The organism is Exiguobacterium sp. UBA7533, assembly GCF_002479335.1.
Lineage (GTDB): Bacteria > Bacillota > Bacilli > Exiguobacteriales > Exiguobacteriaceae > Exiguobacterium_A.
Genome location: NZ_DLMP01000005.1, coordinates 300,415 through 320,024 on the forward strand (window position 1 = coordinate 300,415; position 19,610 = coordinate 320,024).

Below are 19,610 nucleotides of genomic sequence, written 5' to 3' on the forward strand. Positions count from 1 at the left end.
ACATTATTACCTAACGACCGTTAGGAAGGTGATTTATCTGAAAGCGCAACAATTGTTACAGACGAGCATCCATCATTTTGCAGCGCATGGTTATGAAGGAGCATCGCTACAAGAGATCGCTACAGAAGTCGGTATCAAAAAACCGTCCATCTACGCGCATTATAAAGGCAAAGACGACCTCTTTCTGCAAGCGACGACATATGCCTTGCAGGAACAAAAGCGTCGTTTCGCTACGTATTTCACAAAAACACGACAGCAACCGCTCGAGCAATCCTTGCACGGCTTCTTCGATTGGTTCATTTTAGAGCAGCAGGATGATGTCCTGATGCGATTCATCCTTCGGGCAGCCTATTTTCCACCAGAAAAACTCGAACAAGAGATGACCGATCGCTTCAACCCGTTCTTCGATTCACTGCATGATTTATTGACGCGTCTGTTACGCGAACGTGACCGAACGGAACAGATCCTCTATTCGACGGATTATAAAAGTGCAGCGCTTGCTTATTTGACGGTCGCTGAAGGTACGCTGACAGAACTTGTCTATAACGGCGTCGACGCCTTTCATGCTAGACAGCAAGCCGTATGGCCAATCGTCTGGCGTGGCATGTCGAAAACGATTCCAAACAATTGAGGTGACCTATGCAAAACAATACATTGATTTTAAGTACACTCCTGCTCAACTTATTCATCGCTTTTCTCGGAATCGGACTCGTCATTCCTGTCACACCAACGATCATGAATGAGTTAAGCATTTCCGGGGCGACGGTCGGTTACATGGTATCTGCCTTCGCCTTCGCGCAATTGATTCTGTCCCCGCTTGCAGGACGTGCCGTCGATAAGTACGGACGCAAGCCAATGATCATTATCGGTTTATTCATCTTTAGCATGTCTGAGCTCTTGTTCGGTCTCGGTCAACAGGTCGAAGTCCTGTTCGCGTCGCGGATTCTCGGTGGTGTCAGTGCGGCCTTCATCATGCCAGCTGTCACCGCTTTCATCGCTGACATCACGACGAACGAAACCCGTCCGAAAGCGCTTGGCTATATGTCTGCCGCCATCTCGACCGGTTTCATCATCGGACCCGGGATCGGCGGGTTCCTTGCTGACCTCGGCACGCGGACGCCGTTCTTCTTTGCTGCCGCGTTCGGTCTGACGGCAATGGTGTTATCTATCTTTACGCTCAAGGAACCTAACCGTCATTATGAGGCGACGACCATCAAACAACAGACGGGTTTTCGGAAAGTATTTAGTCCACTCTATTTCATCGCTTTCCTAGTCCTATTGATCTCGTCGTTCGGCCTCGCCTCGTTCGAGTCCTTGTTCGCGCTTTTCGTTGACCGGAAGTTCGGTTTCACGGCGAAAGATATCGCGCTTGCGATCTCCCTTGGTGCGATTGTCGGCGTCATCGTCCAAGTCGGGCTGTTCGATCGTTTGACACGTTGGTTCGGCGAGATTCGCTTGATCCGATACAGTTTGATTGGTTCGACGTTGCTCGTCGTCTTAATGACGTTCGTGACGAACTATGTCTCGATCATTCTCGTGACGATGGTCGTCTTCGTTGGCTTTGATTTGATGAGACCAGCCGTCACGACCTATCTTTCGAAGATTGCCGGGGATGAACAAGGTTTTGTCGGTGGAATGAACTCGATGTTTACGAGTATCGGAAATATTCTCGGACCGATCGTCGGCGGATTATTGTTTGACGTCAACCTCAACTATCCGTTTTATTTCGCGACGATGATGCTTGCGGTCGGTATTTTACTGACATACTTCTGGCATGCACCACGCACTGAAGTAACTGAAACGGATCGTTTGTCTTCTTAAAAAACAGCCCCGTTCCCATCACTGGAAGCGGGGCTGTCGTTATGTCAGCAATCGTTCGTGTAATTGTTCAGGCGTCGGTACCGTATAGGTCGCAACCGTCTCATTTGGTCGTTCGTTGATCAGACATGTGGCAATACCCGCACGATGTCCCGCTAAGACGTCGAGTTCCCGGTCTCCGATCATGATCGTCTCGTCTAGAGCCATCTGATGCCGATTAATCAAGCACGTGACAGCTTCCGGATCCGGCTTACGGACGAAGCCATGTGCTGCAGTCAGGATGTCTTGAAAATGATGCGTCAATTCGTGTTTTGCAAGCAACGCATGAATGGATGTTCCACGATGGGTGACGATATGATGCGTCGCACCACTTGCCGATAATGTCTCAAGCAATTCATGAATTCCCGGAAACGGACCGGACCGTTCGCGCTCGATCGTCGCCTTTTGTTGTTTGTAGTTCGTAATGAATGCTTCGGACACCGCAAACGCCTCATACATCGTCTTAGCCGAGATCGCTATCAGCTCAGCGACACGTTCTCGATCGACCGATTGCCCCTCGCTCTCGAGCATGTCCACGAAAACATCGATCAACACCGGATATGTATCGAACAAGGTGCCGTCAAAATCCCAAATGAAGTGTTTCAACATCTGCCTCTTCCTCTCCCACTTTCTTTACTCCAACAAAGACGGCTTGCCCGTCCATCTCAACCTTCCAGTCGTTGTGATTAAGTCCTTCACCGGAGACATGAATTTTTACCTGACCTGATCGTCCTATCTCATGTCCTTGCTCGACAGTGATCATCGTTCCTGAGACGGATGGCTTCATGAATTTTCGGTAGTAGACACCCATCACACCACTCGCCGTTCCTGTTACCGGATCTTCAATGCTGCCTGATCCCGTTGCTGAGAAGTGACGTCCGTGTAAAGTCGTCTGCGCATCATATGTATCGAAACAGATGGGGTGAATCGATGCTTGAGGATAGTCAACCAAAACGGATGCAAATTGTTGATGATCTGGCATCATCCGTTGAAAATCGACGAGACGGCGAATCGGCAACACAAGCGTCCAATTCCCGGTACTTCCATAAACGATCGGAAATCGTTCATCTAAATGTTTCATTTCTAATCCAATCGATGCTAAGACTGCCTCAACGTCACCATTAAATGGGTGCAGACAAGGTCGCCCTTGTCGTAAACGAAACCTGCCATGCGCTAATCGAATCACAGGCAAGATACCTGATTTTGTCTTGATGTGACATGTTGCAGGTACACCAATGTGTGAATCGATCGCCGTCAATGCAGCGATCGTACCATGTCCACACAAGTCCATCTCCCGTTCCGGTGCAAAGAAACGCATTTGATAATCTGCCTGCTCGCAAGAGAGGACGAATGTCGTTTCCGTGAATCCACTCGCCTGAGCAATCCGTTGCATCTCAAGCTCCGACAATCGATCGGCGGATAACACGACTCCGGCTGGATTACCGGTTCCGGGTGTCGTCGTAAATACATCATAGTGCAATATTTCAATCATCTGTCTCCTCCTGTCCAGTTTTCAGATCACGCACCGTGTTGTTATGTATCTTTGATTTCTGACATCCTGATTTCATTTTTATAAAATAAGTCTAACAGAACAGATGAAAAAACAAGGACGAGACGCCCTTGCCTTAGGATGATTGCATTTGCTGCCAGTCGTCTTCTTCATAAATCGACTGGACCCATTCGATCGGTACATAGAGGGACCTTGCAATTGCTTCGTCTGTCTTACCCAGTTTTCGCAACAGATGGACGATTCGAATCCTTCGTTCGAGCTCCCGGTCATCCGGTATCAGTTCAGGCATCATCTTCTCTTCTCCTTTCCACTGAATCGGCGATGGTGTTTTCATGATGATACCCGATTATTATCTGAATATTCCGATTTGTGCATAGAAGCAAGGATTTTTGATAAAGTTCCGAGAAAGATAACAGACAGGAATTCGATTCATTTTGACGAATGACTAGAAGGTAGACGCACCGATCACGAAGTCATGCATCAAAAAACAGATGAGGAGCATCTATATGATTAAATCCAAAAAACGGTTTCAGCTCTCGATTGGTTTGCTATTGATTGGTGTTTTTAGCGGGATCCTTTTTCAAACACTGGGCTACTTTCCGCACGCGACAGCGTATCTATTGAGTATTCCGATCGCTTCCCATGACACGGAATTTCTTTTAGGATGGATCGTTACTGGTGTCACGATCGCAGGGCTTGTTTTGCTTCCCTTGTCCTTACGACGACATCACGTCATTACGACGTTCGTGTGTCTCGTAGCCATCATTGTAACGCCGCACATCATGTAATGTTTTGCAAATGGCTTGCTTCATTCCCATTGCAATATAAACCAATTTGAATGTATCGCTTACGACTAAGCCAATGGATCGTCTTGATTCATTGGCTTTTTCCCATTTAAAAAGTAAAGTTCACTTTACAAAATGTAAAACAGACTTTACAATATAAACAACTGGAAAGGAGGTCGCTGGATGAAGCTGACGAATCAAGTCCGGATTTACCGCCAACAACAGAAGTGGACGCAGGAACAGTTCGCTGAACGGATCGGCGTGACACGCCAGACCGTCATCTCGCTTGAAAAAGGCAGCTATACGCCATCCTTATTACTTGCAATGCAAATTGCTCGCGTCTTCGATCGACCAGTAGAGGAATTATTTCAATTAGAGGAGGAGTCTTGATGAACCGCGTCATAACCCAATCTGTTTTAAATTGTTGTCTCTATTTTTTAGCTGCGTCTCTCATCAGTGCGATTCATGACAAACTTCAATTATTTCAAGATGATCCTGTATCCGGTACCGGTCTGTCGTTTGAGCTCGATCTCAGCATCATGCTACCACTGATCATCATCGCTATTGTCGTCTCATGCATTGGCTATCTCTCACGAACGGATCGCTCCCGGTCATTTTCAAAATGGTCGACGTCAACAGCAGAATTCTCTGACTCGGACGAACGAGAGGCCCTCATCACTGGTAAGGCGACCCGCGCAGCGTACGTTGCTTTTTTGATCAGTCTTCCTATCCTGATGATTGCCTTTTTGTTTGAACAGCCACTACTTGAACGGTATCCTTCGTTTCCGTTTTATGCGATCGCGCTCGTCCTATCGGTCGGAACCCTTACCTATATGACCGCTTGGATCGTCCACGTTCGCCGCTAACATCATTTGACGAAGGACTATTGAGTATGCGCCTGCTCCGGATGGTCCGTCAGTTGACCCTATTCGTGATACACCGTTTCCCTAGCATATCCGGTACGATTGGTTGCTGTGTCAACGCTCACCGGCACCAGTAACCTTACAACGCGTTCAATTGATCGGACATGAACGACTGCCCCATCACGTCATACCAAGTGATCATTATGGGGTCCTCGCTCATATGACGATTCACTAAAACGACGAGGCTGACTCAAAAAAGAATGACGCGTCTTTTTACGCCCTTTCCTCAGGCGAGACACAAGCCAGTTTTCCTGCTTCATTCAAGCAGGAAAGCGGGTCTTGTTTGTCTCTGACAGCGCATAATACGCTTTTTCCTGTAGGAGTGGCGTGTGACGCGTCATTTTTTTACGAGCTAAGGGTGGCAGATCATCATTCTGCCACCCTTATCTTTAGAGGACGACATGTGAGTCAGCCCCGTCGTTTATTTTTTATATTCTTTTTCTGTTCCGTCCGAGAAGTCGATCTCTACCTCGAGGCGGGACGCATCTTGAATCGCAAATACACGCTCCACTTCCGCGATGACATCTTTCTCAGATGTATCCGCATCTACTTTTAAGTTCTTGAACTTCGCGTCGAGTTCCGTCATCGCCGCGTCCCCGCGTTTGTTTTCATCTTTATACTGGTATTCGGCTTCCGTGCCGTCATTCTCTCGGTCATAGCTGATGTCGATTGCGTCCATATCCCCGTTGACGTCCGCTTCAATCGATAAACTGGTGAATCCATAATCCGTATCTGCATTTTTCGTGACCGCATCCTTATCTTTCATCGTATTGTCGGTCGTATTCGAGTTTGTAGATCCGTCCTCGACCTTGTCCGACGCCGTTTCGTCGTTCCCGCATCCTGCTACCATTAGACTCATCGCAAATAAGGTCGCAACACCGTATCCTGTAACATATCCTCTCTTCATTCCATCACATTCCCTTCTGCTGGAATCGGGTGCGCTTTCAATAGCCGAGCAAGATGCAAAAGATTGGCAGCTAAAAACTGGGCATGCCGTTTCGTGAAGTCATTGTCACGTCCGGCTTCGATGTAAGACGGTCCAGGTCCCGCTTCACCGACCCAGTACGCATCGACATTGGGGGGAATCGTGAATCCGATGTGCGACAGACCGTATAAAATCGACGCGGACGCGTGTTTCGCCCCATCCTCGTTGCCGGTGACGATGACACCACCGACCTTGTTATAATAGATGGCTTGTCCAACGTCGTTCGTCAAGCCACTTCCCCCGTATAACCGTTCGATGACTTGTGTCGCGACACTACTTTTTTCACCGAGCCACAGCGGCGTCCCGATGACGACGATATCTGCCTGTTTGACTTTGTCGAAGAGTGCCGGCCATTCGTCGCCGTTCCCTTCATCTTCCGTCACACCGAATGCGACTTGATGATCGACGACTCGAACGATTTCTGAATCGACGTCCTCATGCTCCCAGTACGAAATCACGTCGCGAATCAACGCTTCCGTGTTCGATGGTTCTTGTGATGCTTTTAAAGTACAGTTCAAAAATAAAGCGCGTACCATCCGTTCATCCTCCCCTTTTGAATTGACATGTTCCTCGTCCTTAATCCTTTCCTGATTCTAATCCGAAGTAAACAAAAAAAGCCTCCGCTTTCGCGAAGACTTTCCTCGTCAGAGACATGACTTGATGTGTTGATAGTTTTGATTGCCACCGGATAAGTTACAGACGTCCCTGAACCCGAGATTCTTCAAGACGTTCTGTGCCGCGTTTCCTGTGACACCTTTATTGCAGTAAACGATTGTCGGTACCGTCGGATCAAGTTCCTGCGCCCGCTCACGTAACTCACCGAGCGGAATATGGATTGCCCCGTCGACATGACTCTTCTCGAACTGAGCGCGTGAGCGCGTATCGATGATTTGGAAGACCTGACCCTTAGCGACCTCTTCCATCAAAGCATTCGGTGTTTTCAGACGGGCCGTTCGTTTGATCGCGTTATCGAGGGCCATCCCGGTGTAAAGAATGGGGTCCTTCGTCGTCGAGAATGGCGGCGCATAGGCCAGATCAAGATGGAATAAGTCTTCCGCTTTTGCCTTGAAGCTGATTGCGGTCGCAAGGACATCAATCCGTTTATCGACCCCTTGCGGACCAACGATTTGGGCACCGAGGATACGACCATCGTTCCGATCTGCAATCGCCTTGATGACCATTTCTTTCCCGCCGAGATATTCCGGGCGATCCGGCTTGATGTTGTGTAACACTTCGATATCATACCCGGCGTCGCGGGCTTCTTTTTCAGTCAATCCGGTCTGGGCGACCGTCAAATCGAATGCTTTAAAAATTCCCGTTCCAAGGATTCCCCGGTGTTCAATCGCTTCACCAGTGATGACCATCCCAGCAATCCGCCCCATCTTGTTCGCTGTCGAACCAAGCGGGCGGTAAAGGGGTTGACCGGTGATGAGCGAAAAGCTCTCGGCGACATCGCCGACCGCATAAACGCCTTTGATGTTCGTCTGCATCTGTCGATTGACGGCGATCGCACCCGTCTGCCCAATCGTCACACCGATCTCTTGTGCGAGTTGCGTGTTTGGTTTGACACCGACCGACAGGATGACGAGATCCGTCTCGATCGTCTCACCACTTGCAAGAACGACTGTACGAGCCGTCTTCTCACCTTCGAACGAAGTGACGGACTCACCGAGACGTAAGATGACGCCGTTCGCTTCGAGATGGTCACTGACGCGTTTTGCCATATCGACGTCTAGCGGTGGCATGACTTGCGTCAACCGTTCGACGAGCGTCACTTCGATTCCGCGATATGTCAACTGTTCTGCCATCTCGAGTCCGATGAATCCGCCGCCGACGATGACAGCACGTTTTGGAGCTTGCGCGTCGACGTACCGACGAATCGCTTCCGCATTGCGGATGTTACGGACCGGGAAGACGTTTTCGAGATCGACGCCCGGTAGCGGCGGAATGATGCTAGAGGCACCAGTCGCGAAAACGAGCGTATCGTACGTATCCGTGAATGTCTCACCCGAATCCAGATGACGGATCGTCGCTGTCTTCGTCTCGTGATCAATCGCTTCGACGTTATGACGCGTCTTAACGTCGATGTTGTAACGTTTCTTGAAGAACGCTGCGTCGCGTGGCGTCAATTCATCGAGCTCAGCGACTTCACCGCCGACGAAATAGGGAATCCCACAACCGGAATAGGAAATGTCCTCGTCCCGGTCGTAGATCGTGATCTCTAAGTCTTCGCTATTACGGCGTGCCTTCGCCCCAACTGATGTGCCGGCAGCGACCGAGCCGATGATAAGTAGTTTCGCCATATTCATGTCCTCCTCTTAATAGAGTAATAAACTGATGTAGAGCCCGAGCAACGCGATGGCGAGCGTCGGAATCGTCAAGACGGTACCAATTTTGAAATATTGTCCCCAACCGATCCGGACCCCTTTCGAGCGCAAGACATGGAGCCACAGTAAGGTTGCAAGACTTCCGATCGGCGTGATCTTTGGACCGAGATCGCTACCGATGACATTCGCGTAGATTAAGGCGTCACGAATCGCTCCCGTCGTTGCCGTATGCTCGATCGACAACGCATTGATCATGACGGTCGGCATATTGTTCATGACAGAAGACAACAGAGCGGCAAGGAAGCCCATTCCAAACGTCGCCGATGCGAGGTTCGTCGCCATCCACTCGATCAACTCCGCAAGGACTTGCGTCAGTCCCGCATTGCGCAGACCGTAGACGACGATATACATACCGAGCGAGAAGAAGACGATCGCCCACGGGGCACCGGCAAGGACCTTCTTCGTCGGAACACTCGGTGATTTTTGCGCCAGGAATAAGAAAAAGACAGCGATGATACCAGCAACGAGACTGACCGGAATGCCAATCGCATCACTCGTAAAGTATCCGACGAGCAACAAGCCAAGGACGATCCATGAAGCACGGAACATCCGCATATCGCGAATCGCAGACGTCGGTTGCGCCAAATCCTCGACGGCATAGACTTTCGGGATCTGCTTCTTGAAATAGAGATACAAGACGAGCAGACTTCCCGCGACTGAAAAGACGTTGACGAAGACCATCCGCGCCGCATACGCCGTAAAGCCGATGTGAAAGAAGTCCGCCGAAACGATGTTGACGAGGTTCGAGATGACGAACGGAAGACTTGCCGTGTCGGCGATAAAGCCGGAGGCGAAGACATATGCCAGGACGACCGCATCCGGTAACTTCAAGTGACGGACCATCGCGAGGACGATCGGTGTCAGAATCAAGGCAGCCCCATCATTCGCGAACAAGGCCGAGACAAGGGCACCGAGTAACGTCATGTAGATGAAGAGTTTCAGACCGCCACCGCGGGCGATTCGGGCCATATGTAACGCGGCCCATTCAAAGAAGCCGATCTCATCTAAGATCAATGAGATGACGATCAAGGCGATGAAGGTGAACGTCGCGTTCCAGATGATCCCCCAGACGGTCGCGACGTCTCCCAGTTCGACGACGCCCGTTAAAAGTGCGACAATCGCCATTCCGATCGCCGAGTACCCGATACCGAGCCCTTTCGGTTGTTTGATGATTAAAAATAAGGTGATCAGAAATATTCCGATCGCAAGCCATTGTGATGCTGTCAATTAATTCACTTCATTTCTGTTAGATTTCTAATACGGTACAGGAACTGGAGCGCACATCTGCTGTATCCAGCCGTCTTAGCATCCATTCCAGTTGACCGTAATAAGGATGTTCCCGATTTAAGCGATAATAGATCCATTGCCGATCGCGGCGTTCGGAGATGATCGCTTGTTCTCGAAGTCGTTTTAAATGTCGACTGATCGCGGGTTGTGAAATATCGAATGCCGCGGTCAAATCACAGACACAGTGTTCGCGCACCTGTAATCGACGTAAGATATCCAGCCGTACCGGATCACTTAACCCTTTGAGATACTGACTCATCGTTTCTATTTCTGGATCAAATCGTGTCATGAGTTTCCCGTCCTTTCTTCATCAGGATATAATATAACCATTTGGTTATACAACAAGAAATAAAAAATCGATCCCGTGTTTATACGGAATCGATTTTTTCTGCTAGCTCTATGATCACACCTTCAGGTCCTCTTACGTAACATAGGCGATACTCATTTTCGTAATTCGCGACGTTCCCAATCGGTTGATATCCTTGATCCGCTAATCGTTCGAGGAGTGCATTGAGTCCTGTCACTTCAAAACAGAGATGACGCAATCCGCTGGCATAAACGGGCTGAACGACAGTGGACGTCTCAACTGGTCGTTTGAACCGAACCAGTTCGAGCCAGATTGCTTCACCTGGTAACCCAAGAGCGACACATTCCGTCTTTGCCCCGTCTAGATTCAACAAACGATCGAGCAACTTCCCTTCCATTTCCCATCGTCCACGTACTTCGAGCCCGCAAAGCGAAAAAAAGTGAATCGCTTCTTCTAGGTTCACGACGTTCAGACTGATATGATCCGTTCGTTTAATTGGCATCCGTCATTCCTCCTCAAGTGTGTCAAAATGTTTTCAAAACGGTGATAGAAAGCACATCTAGAGCGTTTCGAAGTGGTGGCTGAAGTTTGTATCGTCAGTTGCTATTTCATGAAACAAGCCGTTGGTGACTCCGGATCATTATCGAAAATTGATGGCTTTCTGACTGAAATTCTCTACATCGACTGGCTCGTGACGACCCCGCTCCTCTTGAATATGTCATCAGTTGTATCGCTTAGTTATATATCACTTAACTGCTGTTTACGAATGTCACAAAAGCTGCTCAAGATAACCCGACACCGATTCATAAAGCTTTGTTTCAGATACGCTTGTTCTGCATCCCAGTAAGAGAAATAGAAAAACAATCGTCATCCCTTCGATTATGAAATTTGGTACCATCTCATTCACTCCTTTCGTTCTATCCTCGACTAGAAAACCGTGATATGATCAATTCCTATGACAAAAAATAGGAGGTCTATGATGCGAAAAATCATCCTGATTGGTTCTGGTGGGTCCGGTAAATCGACGCTTGCCCGCGAGATGGGAAAAAAACTAAGTTATCCCGTTGATCACCTCGACAGCTTATTGTGGCGTCCGAACTGGGAGGCGGTTTCGCGTGAGGAACAACGCCAGATTCAACAAACACTCATATCGCGTGATACATGGATCATCGACGGTAATTACGGTGGAACGCTTGACTTACGAATCGATGCCGCTGATACGGTCATCTTCCTTGATCTGCCGCGGACGCTTTGTCTGTACCGTGCGCTGAAACGGACCTTGCGCTATCGTAAGACCGGCCGACCGGATATGGCGGCAGGCTGTCCCGAGAAACTGTCGCTTGATTTTCTGAAATGGATTTGGCGGTTTCCGATCGATAAGCGACCGAGTATCCTTTCAACGCTTAAAGCGACGTCCGATAAACAAATCGTTCATTTGCGGTCCCGCCGCGCTGTCAAACAGTTTCTTCAATCACTTTCATAACATCCGTCCATCTGTTACCTTTCGTCATCCTTAGTGATGTACATACGACGAAACAAACTTACTCTCCTGCCCGTTTTCCAGTCATTACCACAAATAAAAAAACGACCATGACGGTTACCCCTCATGGTCGTAGTGCAATATCTTACACGCTGAATCTGCCTGTGACTTGTTTTAAATCATCCGCCATCGTCGCGAGCGATTGCGATGCAGACGAAATTTCTTCCATCGACGCCATCTGCTCCTCGGTCGAAGCGGAGATGTTTTGTGTCCCGGCAGCGGTTCCTTCCGTCACCGCTTGAATCGTCCGCATGACAGAAGCGATTTGTTCACTCGCTGCCGCCATTTCCTGAACGGCGCCGGACACTTCTTCGACGTGCCCTGTCACGTCGGTGATCGCTGTCTCGATTTCCGAGAAGGATGTCCCTGCCTGATCGACGACGGCAATCCCGCTCGTCATCTCGGTCGAGACCTTCTCCATCGAGGCGACCGATGCTTCTGTCTCTTGTTGGATGACCCGAATCAAGGACTCGATCTGTTTTGCCGAGACCGCCGATTGTTCCGCAAGCGTCTTGACTTCCGCTGCGACGACGGCAAATCCGCGTCCTTGTTCACCAGCGCGTGCTGCCTCGATTGCTGCGTTTAAAGCGAGGAGGTTCGTCTGTGCCGCGACACCTTTGATCGAATCCGTGATTTGACCGATTTCCTGTGATCGGTTGCCAAGACCATCAATGACTTGGCTGAGACGCGACACGTCTTCTTGAATACGTCCCATCTGCGTTCCGAGTGATCCGACGACCTTCCCCCCGAGTGCGACTTTTTCCATCGCGTCTGTCGTCCGTTGCGTCATCTGTTGCGCATTGCCGGCGACGTAGCGGACGGACGTCGTCAACTCTTCAATCGTCCGTGAAGCATCGGACACTTGATGCAGCTGTTGACTTGCACCGCTTGCCATCTCTTCCATCGTCACAGCGACCATCTCTGTTGCTTTCGTCGTTGATTCCGCATTGACGCTAAGCTCATCCGACGCAACGGCGACGCGGTCTGCCGTTCCCGTCAGTTCAAGGACGACTTGTTGTTGTGAGGCGATCATTTCATTAAACGATGTCGTCAATTGACCAAGTTCGTCTTTCGAATCATAGTGACCTCGGACAGTCAAGTCACCTTTACCTGACTGATTCATCCAACCCTGCAGTTGACGAATCGGACGCGTGATGAGACGTGTGATGTATAAGGCAAGTCCTGCAAACAAGAGGACCGCCAGTAAAAAGATACCGAGCATTAAGTAAAAGGCGGTTTGTTTTTCCGCTTGATTCTGGGCATCTAACATCTTCGCTTGTTTCGTCATTGAGGCCATTAATGCTTTTGCCGAGTTCGCGACGTTATCCCGGACTTGTTCCAAACCATCGGAATACGCCGTGTAGGCTTCTTCCTCTTCATTTCGTGTCGCCGCATCTTGAACGAGCGTCATCGAGTTGTCGTAGGCGAGGACATTATCCTTCAACTCCTCGAGTTGTTTCTTTTCTCGCGCATCAAATTGTCCCGTTTTTTCAACCTTCGTGACCGACGATCGAATCTGAGCCTGTCGCGTATCGATATCGGCTTGGAGTTCCGTGATTCGTGCTTCATCCTTCGTTAGGATCATCTCCACTAAAAAGGAATCGAGAGCCCGTGTATCGATCCGAATCTGTGCCACTTCTTGGATCGGAATCAAGTTCTCCTGATACATCGCTCGGGAAGCGTTTGACATCTGGTTCAAGAAATAGAGTCCTGCTCCCGCAATGAGTAGCATCGCAACGACGGCTGTTGCGATCAAAGCTTGTATCTTCCGTCTGACTGACATATGTTTCATTCCATCCCCTCCCGTTTTTGTTATCGGTTCAGGATTGAAAAAGTTGACTATTTTTTCAATATTCCCATACTTTAGATGTGCTTTAGTAAAGACTTGCCATACGACTTTCTCCCTTGCGTTCGATATAATCAGCATACAGCAGTTGAAGAAAGGATGAGTCCCATGCAACGAGTAGCCAATGAAATCACGCAATTCCGCGGCAGTCATTATGAGTTCGGTCGCGAACAAGGGCGTTACGTCAAACGAAATCAGTTGCTCCATAACCGAGAGGACAACTGGAAAATCCGTGTTCCTCGCTTTCAAGTCGATCCGGTCGAGACGAAGGAGATGTTCCTTCGGTATGCTCCGCACATCTGGGACGAGTTGCTCGGACTGCAAGACGAACTCGAACTATCATTGCCAGACACCTTACTACATTTCGGACATTACCGTGTTGAAGGTCCTAAAAGTGGTTGTTCGATCATGACCGGTGATAATTTTCTCGTTCGCAATTATGATTATCATCCGATGACGTACGACGGACGATTTTCCGTCTTTCAACCGAACGATGGCGGTTCAGCGATCATCGGCCCGGCATCTCGGGTGACCGGTCGAATGGACGGGATGAACGAACATGGTCTTGCGATGGGTTATAACTTCATCAATCGTCGGCGGCCGGGAGATGGATTCGTCAGCTTCATGATCGGACGGATCATCCTCGAGATGTGTACGTCGGTCGACGATGCGATCTCACTCGTCAAAGAGATTCCACATCGCGGATCGTTCACGTACGTCGTCCACGATAAATCCGCGCGTTCGTTTGTCATCGAGGCGACGGCACGCGACGTCCAAGTGCGGGAATCCAACATGTGTACCAATCACTTCGATTTGCTACAGCACGAAAACCGCTATCACCTGGATGACTCAAAACGTCGGATGATGGAGCTAAAGACACATCAACATATGATTCAAGATGCGGAATCCGCTTTCCGACTCTTGAACGATACTGATAAAGGCGTCTTCGCTGATTTATATGCGCAGTGGGCAGGAACGATCCATACGTCTGCCTACTTCCCGGAAGAGTTAAAGGTATGGTTCGCGCTCGGTGGTGATCAGGAACCGGTCACGTTCGACTTTTCTGACTGGCTCGCCGGCAATGACTTCACAGCAAGTGAAATCACAGGAGAACTTGAGACGACCATCCAGTTTGCAAATACACTTCAGACATGGCGTTAAACGAAAAAGATGCCTCCTGCTTGCGCAAGAGGCATCTTTTTACTGGGAAACGTCTAGTCGTTTCGACATATAATAATCCGTTTTCTCATACCCAAGCGAGTCATACACATGAATCGCCCGTTCGTTATGCGCGAAGACGTGTAACGAAATCTTTTTGACGTTCATCCGTTTTAACATCACTTCCAGTAATCGGAGTGCTTCTTTGCCGTACCCTTGGTTTTGTTTATCGGACGTAATCTTGACATCGAAGATGAAAGCGGAACGTCCGCGTGATTCTTCTTTTACGTGAACCCAGACCATTCCAATGTCGCTGTCTGTCTCGTCACGAAACGTAAACAAATAATGATCCTTCGTTTTCAGACCTTCAGGCAACAACGTCGCAAACTCATCTGTCGACTTATTATGCGCCTCGTTCTCTGACCACGTACCGGCGCGACACTTATCTGCCGCATATTCCTCGATTGCCACGGGTAGATACACCTCATAGGTCGCTTGTTTCATTGGCTCGATGCGCATGCTGCTACCTCCTGCGTTTTCGTCCAGTCCCGTCGTAACATCGCATAGACCTGGAGGTCGTGATAAGTCCCGTACAATTTCTCAGCGTCCCGTAAGACGCCTTCTTCCGTGAACCCGAGTCGTTCCGGGATCCGTCTGCTCCGGACGTTTCCAGTCGCACACTCGATGACGACGCGGTTCAAGCCGAGCGTCTCGAAACAATAATGCGTGACGAACCGGACGACGTCCGTCATGACACCTTTCCCGAGTCCTTTTTCTCCTAAGTAATAGCCGATCGACGTTTGCCCGAGATGCCGATCGATTGCATGCAAACCGATCGTTCCGACGAGCTCCTCCTGAAGATAGATGCCACACGTAAAGCCGTTGCCATCGGCGAACTGTTGCAGCCATGCTGGGATGACTACTTCCTGATATGTAATGGTATCTGTTGTACCATCAACCCAACCGAGCCATTCGCGAAGATGTGAGCGATTGGCATCGACGAGGGCGAATAATTCTTCCGCATGGTGCCGTTCGAACAATTGAAGCGATACGTGATCGGACACTTGTAACCTGAACATGACCTCTCCCCTTTCTAGTAACTGTTGTTTGACGTCACGACGTCGTTTCCCTGCTAGACGTCACGTTCCATTCCATCCGTCTTGAGCGGACAGACATTCCGAGTGCCTCGTAAAAGGCGATCGCTTCTTGATTGGCGTCATCGACGCCGAGTTCGATCCGGTCGCAACCAATTGTTTCCGCATGCGCGTAAGCGGCTTGCATCAATCGCATGCCGACGCCTTGCTTCTGATGCGTATCCGCAACGACGAGACTGATGACCCGTAAGTAATGTTTATCAAAGACGAAGCCGCTCCCTTCGATGATATCTTCCTTTAAGACGATCACACCGGCAAGTCCTTTGTATTCCGCGACGAGGATTTCGAAATCTGATCGGTCGAGTTGCGACAAAAATAAGTCTTCCGAAACCGGCATCTCGTGCGGACGGTAGTGATCGGGGCGTAAAGCTACATGCTGCTCATGAATTTGTTGGAATAGCGGAATCAACGCCTGAAAATCGTCAGGGCGGGCAGTACGGATATTCATCAGAAGTTCGCTCCCTTTTCGTTTTGTAGTATATTAACATATTATTCCAAAGTGTAGGGATACTTTTTATACAAAACGGCACTCCGTTTATCGGAATGCCGTCTCTCACTTAAATTGCTTTTGTAAAATCTCGCGCTGTCTCTGTTAACGACGATGCTGCACTCTGCACGTCATGGAAACGATCAACCGTTTCCGCAACGACGATGACGCTTGCTTGTGCATCGGTCGTTGCCTGCGTCATCGCAAGGGCAATCCGCTGTAGTTCATCGTTCATTCGCTGTGTCGTTTGCCGGACATCAACGACGGCTTGCTCGACGAGTTTCGAGAGATTGCGGACCTCTGTCGCGACGACATTGAACCCTTTCCCGTGTTCACCGGCTCGTGCTGCTTCAATCGAGGCATTGAGTGACAAGAGATTCGTCTGGGACGCGATCGTTTTAATCGTCTCGGTCACTTGGGCGATATCTTGCGCCTGGCGCTGCAAGCGTTCAATCGTCTGATGGTTATCACGGGTCGTCTCAGCCATCTGCTCGATTGTTTGCCGTAACGCTTTGCTCTCCCGCTCGCCATGCGTCGACCGCGTGTTCAGATCACTGGCGATCGCATCAAACGAAGTCGCGAATTGTTGAATCGTCTGCTGACGATCGGTGATATCAGAGGCAATCTTCAAGACACCGGTCACTTCCGTTCCATCGTAAATCGGCATATAGGTCGCTTCTAGCCAAATCGATTGACCATACGCATCGATCCGTTCAATTTTATCCGCCGTACTGAAGCCGCTGAAAAGCTTCTGCCAAAATGCTTGATAATTGTCGCTCATTGCGAACTCCGTCGTACAGAATAGATGATGTTGCATCCCAATCATCTCTTCTCGTTTATATTTCATCGTCTTCGCGAACAAGCCATTGACATCAACGACACGACGTTGCCGATCGAATCGAATCATCGCGACGTTATCGCGCAGGGAGGCTACAATATCTTGGGATCCTAGGTCGGTTGATAGTTGTGTTGTCATGATTACAAGCTCCTCTCGCCATCTACCTCCCGTTACAGGCTATCCAAGATATTACAAATCGGAATAGTATGAATTAAAGATATATGACTAAAATTTTTTCGCTTCTTTTATTATTATCCAGAGAGAGTAAGAATGAAACATGATTTTCAGTGGATTTATTTCTTTCCTCTTTTTTGTTGTCTATATTTCTCGACCTGCTATACTTAAATCAAAACTTATTAAAATATTTTAATAAGTAATCCAAATTGGAGGTTTATCCTTTGACTGAAGTCCTCTCTCGTACGCGTCACGCTTTTTTGATCGACCATCTCGATACGATTCCGGTGATTCGGAACGTCCTAGACGTCAGTTTTCCGACTGCGAGCAAACAGATTGATCAGATGATCACTGCTCGGGAAATTGAAGAGACACCACTTGAATTGGTTCGCGGTGGTCGTCCGGCAAAACGGTATCGCTATCGCGTGAATCACTTTCACGGACTCGCTCTTTATCTCGAACGGACGTATCTGCAGTATCGCATCCACGACGTCGGTGGACATGTGATCGCAACGGATCGCCTGAACTTCGATTCGACGGATCATGGATCTGTTTTATTGAGCACGCTGACAGCATTACTTAACGATCATCCACGTATTCAGACGCTTGCGATTGGTGTCGCCGGTGCCGTTGATACGACCGGCACAATCCTATTCGCCCCGGATTATCCGACGCTAGACGGTCACCCCTTACAACAAGAACTGACTGAACGGTTCGGGCGACCCATCATCGTCGAAAATGATATGAACGCTGCGGTCCGTGCGCAAGCTTCTGATAACGAGACGACCGTCTATATGTATCTCGGAACGAACGGACCGGGAGCCGGTGTCGCCGTTTCAGGTCATGTCGTCCACGGAGCGCATCACTTCGCTGGAGAGATCTCGTTCATCCCGTTTGACGACAAACGAAATGTCGGACAAGTCCTCGCGACGACTACACCACACTCTGACGACTGGTATGAGGCATTAAGTCGAATCATCCTCTCGTTTAGCGCCACCTTAAATCCGGATGTTATCTTGTTCGCAGCGTCAGATGTCTCGGATGACGGGTTAGCTCGATTGACGGATCGATGCGCCAAGCGCTTTCCGCTCAGCAAATTACCTCAGTTGCGAAAAGGCGACTGGGAAACCGATTATTTAGATGGTTTGATGCAACTCAGCATCCAGTCATTCATTGAACAAATTCCGTTAGGAGGTCTCGCCCGATGACCCGTCTACTATTACCTTTGATTTATCTCGCTTTTATCAGTCTTGGTCTTCCAGATGCGTTACTCGGTACGGCGTGGCCTGTGATGCGGCTCGATCTCGACGCCCCGCTCGACATGGCAGGTTGGCTCTTCATGACGATCGCTGCCGGAACGATCGTCTCGAGTCTGTTTAGCGGTCGACTGATCGAACGTTATTCAACAGGTCCGATCACGGCAGCTTCTGCCGGTTTGACGGCTCTGGCATTGATTGGTTTTTACGTTGCTCCGTCCTTGATTTGGCTCTTCGTCCTTGCGATTCCGCTTGGACTGGGCGCTGGAGTCGTCGACGCGGCGTTGAATCATTTCGTCGCCACGCATTATCAAGCGCATCATATGAACTGGCTCCATTGCTTCTGGGGCATCGGTGCGACGGCTGGTCCGCTCATCATGGCTGGTGTATTGCTCGATTCCGGCTGGCGTTTTGGTTACCTCGTCGTCGGCGCATTGCAACTCGTCTTGATGATTGTCTTAATCGTCAGCTTACCCCTCTGGAAGCGGGCTCCGAAACATGTGTCTCAACAGGTTCAGACCGTGAGTACGTCGTCAGGAAAACCACGCGGATTGATTGCCGCTCTCGCTGCCTTCTGCTTTTATTGTGGAGCCGAAGCGGTCGTCGGGCTGTGGGGCAGCAGTTATCTTGTCCAAGTCCGGTCCTTTTCCGTAACATCAGCAGCGACGTGGATTTCCGTCTACTACGGAAGTATCACCGCGGGGCGCTTCATCAGTGGTTTTCTATCGCTGCGCTGGTCGAATCGTCGTTTGATTCGTGTCGGTCAATGGACGGCATTCGTCGGAGCCACCTGTTTCATCCTCGCACCTGCTGCCTGGATGCCGCTTGGTTTCGTACTTGTCGGGCTTGGTCTCGCACCAATTTATCCGGCAATGCTCCATGAGACGCCGGTTCGCTTCGGGGAGGCCGCGGCGCAACGGCTGATGGGGGTACAAATGGCATTCGCCTATACCGGTAGTACCTTCATGCCGCCATTGTTCGGATGGCTGGCGACGTCCTACTCCTTATCGTTGTTCCATTGGTTCACGATCAGTCTCATCTTCTTGATGCTGATCGCTACGGAAGGATTGAACCGGATGTTATTCAGACAGCGATTGGCAAAAGCGTCTTGAAAAA

23 protein-coding genes are annotated in these 19,610 nt (G+C 49.6%); 9 read left to right on the top strand and 14 right to left on the bottom strand.

Translation table 11 applies throughout. From position 1 onward, the window contains the following. Positions 1-28 precede the first annotated feature (28 nt). The gene (locus B2U10_RS09040) at positions 29-631 is read left to right on the top strand and encodes a TetR/AcrR family transcriptional regulator (protein ID WP_290750293.1); all 603 of its coding nucleotides are present in this window, start codon (positions 29-31) and stop codon (positions 629-631) included. Between the two features lie 8 nt (positions 632-639). After that, positions 640-1,821, top strand: coding sequence for an MFS transporter (locus tag B2U10_RS09045; protein ID WP_290750289.1), 1,182 nt, complete (start codon positions 640-642; stop codon positions 1,819-1,821). A gap of 39 nt (positions 1,822-1,860) precedes the next feature. Here B2U10_RS09045 and B2U10_RS09050 read toward each other — a convergent pair whose 3' ends face one another. The 3 genes from B2U10_RS09050 to B2U10_RS09060 form a co-directional block, all read right to left on the bottom strand. After that, positions 1,861-2,466: an HAD-IA family hydrolase gene (locus B2U10_RS09050; protein ID WP_290786944.1), complete on the bottom strand. Its 606-nt coding sequence runs from the start codon at positions 2,464-2,466 to the stop codon at positions 1,861-1,863. Then, on the bottom strand, positions 2,438-3,349 hold the full coding sequence (locus B2U10_RS09055; RefSeq protein WP_290786947.1) for a PhzF family phenazine biosynthesis protein: 912 nt from the start codon (positions 3,347-3,349) through the stop codon (positions 2,438-2,440). The genes B2U10_RS09050 and B2U10_RS09055 overlap by 29 nt, the downstream gene beginning before the upstream one ends. Positions 3,350-3,482: 133 nt before the next feature. Next, on the bottom strand, positions 3,483-3,701 hold the full coding sequence (locus B2U10_RS09060; protein WP_155960153.1) for a hypothetical protein: 219 nt from the start codon (positions 3,699-3,701) through the stop codon (positions 3,483-3,485). A 172-nt stretch (positions 3,702-3,873) separates the two neighbouring features. On the opposite strand from B2U10_RS09060, the gene B2U10_RS09065 reads away from it, so the two are divergent. The 3 genes from B2U10_RS09065 (at position 3,874) to B2U10_RS09075 (ending at position 5,018) form a co-directional block, all read left to right on the top strand. Further along, entirely contained in the window at positions 3,874-4,155 is a 282-nt protein-coding gene (locus B2U10_RS09065) for a hypothetical protein (RefSeq protein WP_290750277.1), read from the top strand. A gap of 180 nt (positions 4,156-4,335) precedes the next feature. After that, positions 4,336-4,542 (top strand): helix-turn-helix transcriptional regulator, encoded by a 207-nt coding sequence (locus B2U10_RS09070; RefSeq protein WP_035408056.1) that lies wholly within the window; start codon positions 4,336-4,338, stop codon positions 4,540-4,542. Continuing rightward, the gene (locus tag B2U10_RS09075) at positions 4,542-5,018 is read left to right on the top strand and encodes a hypothetical protein (protein WP_056061317.1); all 477 of its coding nucleotides are present in this window, start codon (positions 4,542-4,544) and stop codon (positions 5,016-5,018) included. Before B2U10_RS09070 ends, B2U10_RS09075 begins: the two co-directional genes overlap by 1 nt. A gap of 478 nt (positions 5,019-5,496) precedes the next feature. On the opposite strand, the gene B2U10_RS09080 is transcribed toward B2U10_RS09075, so the two are convergent. The 6 genes from B2U10_RS09080 to B2U10_RS09105 all read right to left on the bottom strand — a co-directional run bounded on the left by B2U10_RS09080 (position 5,497) and on the right by B2U10_RS09105 (position 10,543). After that, positions 5,497-5,982: a YusW family protein gene (locus B2U10_RS09080; protein WP_290750264.1), complete on the bottom strand. Its 486-nt coding sequence runs from the start codon at positions 5,980-5,982 to the stop codon at positions 5,497-5,499. Next, on the bottom strand, positions 5,979-6,596 hold the full coding sequence (locus B2U10_RS09085; protein ID WP_056061306.1) for a flavodoxin family protein: 618 nt from the start codon (positions 6,594-6,596) through the stop codon (positions 5,979-5,981). The genes B2U10_RS09080 and B2U10_RS09085 overlap by 4 nt, the downstream gene beginning before the upstream one ends. Before the next feature lie 108 nt (positions 6,597-6,704). Next, the gene (locus B2U10_RS09090; RefSeq protein WP_290786952.1) at positions 6,705-8,363 is read right to left on the bottom strand and encodes an FAD-dependent oxidoreductase; all 1,659 of its coding nucleotides are present in this window, start codon (positions 8,361-8,363) and stop codon (positions 6,705-6,707) included. Between the two features lie 15 nt (positions 8,364-8,378). Continuing rightward, on the bottom strand, positions 8,379-9,674 hold the full coding sequence (locus B2U10_RS09095) for an arsenic transporter (protein WP_035408067.1): 1,296 nt from the start codon (positions 9,672-9,674) through the stop codon (positions 8,379-8,381). A gap of 19 nt (positions 9,675-9,693) precedes the next feature. Next, positions 9,694-10,023, bottom strand: a complete 330-nt coding sequence (locus tag B2U10_RS09100; RefSeq protein WP_052019022.1) for an ArsR/SmtB family transcription factor — start codon at positions 10,021-10,023, stop codon at positions 9,694-9,696. A gap of 79 nt (positions 10,024-10,102) precedes the next feature. Beyond that, positions 10,103-10,543: a VOC family protein gene (locus B2U10_RS09105; RefSeq protein ID WP_035408070.1), complete on the bottom strand. Its 441-nt coding sequence runs from the start codon at positions 10,541-10,543 to the stop codon at positions 10,103-10,105. A 477-nt stretch (positions 10,544-11,020) separates the two neighbouring features. Between B2U10_RS09105 and B2U10_RS09110 the strand changes: the two genes are divergently transcribed. After that, positions 11,021-11,524, top strand: coding sequence for a DNA topology modulation protein (locus B2U10_RS09110; RefSeq protein ID WP_035408072.1), 504 nt, complete (start codon positions 11,021-11,023; stop codon positions 11,522-11,524). A 142-nt stretch (positions 11,525-11,666) separates the two neighbouring features. Here B2U10_RS09110 and B2U10_RS09115 read toward each other — a convergent pair whose 3' ends face one another. Further along, the gene (locus B2U10_RS09115; protein ID WP_290773148.1) at positions 11,667-13,373 is read right to left on the bottom strand and encodes a methyl-accepting chemotaxis protein; all 1,707 of its coding nucleotides are present in this window, start codon (positions 13,371-13,373) and stop codon (positions 11,667-11,669) included. Between the two features lie 162 nt (positions 13,374-13,535). Between B2U10_RS09115 and B2U10_RS09120 the strand changes: the two genes are divergently transcribed. Next, positions 13,536-14,588, top strand: a complete 1,053-nt coding sequence (locus B2U10_RS09120; protein WP_290773151.1) for a C45 family autoproteolytic acyltransferase/hydolase — start codon at positions 13,536-13,538, stop codon at positions 14,586-14,588. A 39-nt stretch (positions 14,589-14,627) separates the two neighbouring features. Here the strand turns inward: B2U10_RS09120 and B2U10_RS09125 are convergent, their stop codons facing one another. The 4 genes from B2U10_RS09125 to B2U10_RS09140 all read right to left on the bottom strand — a co-directional run bounded on the left by B2U10_RS09125 (position 14,628) and on the right by B2U10_RS09140 (position 17,202). Then, entirely contained in the window at positions 14,628-15,104 is a 477-nt protein-coding gene (locus B2U10_RS09125) for a GNAT family N-acetyltransferase (protein ID WP_056061289.1), read from the bottom strand. Next, positions 15,086-15,664: a GNAT family N-acetyltransferase gene (locus B2U10_RS09130; RefSeq protein ID WP_290773157.1), complete on the bottom strand. Its 579-nt coding sequence runs from the start codon at positions 15,662-15,664 to the stop codon at positions 15,086-15,088. Before B2U10_RS09130 ends, B2U10_RS09125 begins: the two co-directional genes overlap by 19 nt. A gap of 34 nt (positions 15,665-15,698) precedes the next feature. Then, a complete protein-coding gene (locus tag B2U10_RS09135; protein ID WP_290786958.1) occupies positions 15,699-16,187 on the bottom strand; it encodes a GNAT family N-acetyltransferase in 489 nt (162 codons plus the stop codon). A 109-nt stretch (positions 16,188-16,296) separates the two neighbouring features. Then, the gene (locus tag B2U10_RS09140; RefSeq protein WP_290786961.1) at positions 16,297-17,202 is read right to left on the bottom strand and encodes a methyl-accepting chemotaxis protein; all 906 of its coding nucleotides are present in this window, start codon (positions 17,200-17,202) and stop codon (positions 16,297-16,299) included. A gap of 260 nt (positions 17,203-17,462) precedes the next feature. On the opposite strand from B2U10_RS09140, the gene B2U10_RS09145 reads away from it, so the two are divergent. Together B2U10_RS09145 and B2U10_RS09150 are read left to right on the top strand one after the other, a co-directional pair. Further along, positions 17,463-18,446: an ROK family protein gene (locus B2U10_RS09145; RefSeq protein WP_290786964.1), complete on the top strand. Its 984-nt coding sequence runs from the start codon at positions 17,463-17,465 to the stop codon at positions 18,444-18,446. Then, entirely contained in the window at positions 18,443-19,606 is a 1,164-nt protein-coding gene (locus B2U10_RS09150) for an MFS transporter (RefSeq protein ID WP_035408088.1), read from the top strand. Before B2U10_RS09145 ends, B2U10_RS09150 begins: the two co-directional genes overlap by 4 nt. Positions 19,607-19,610 lie beyond the last annotated feature (4 nt).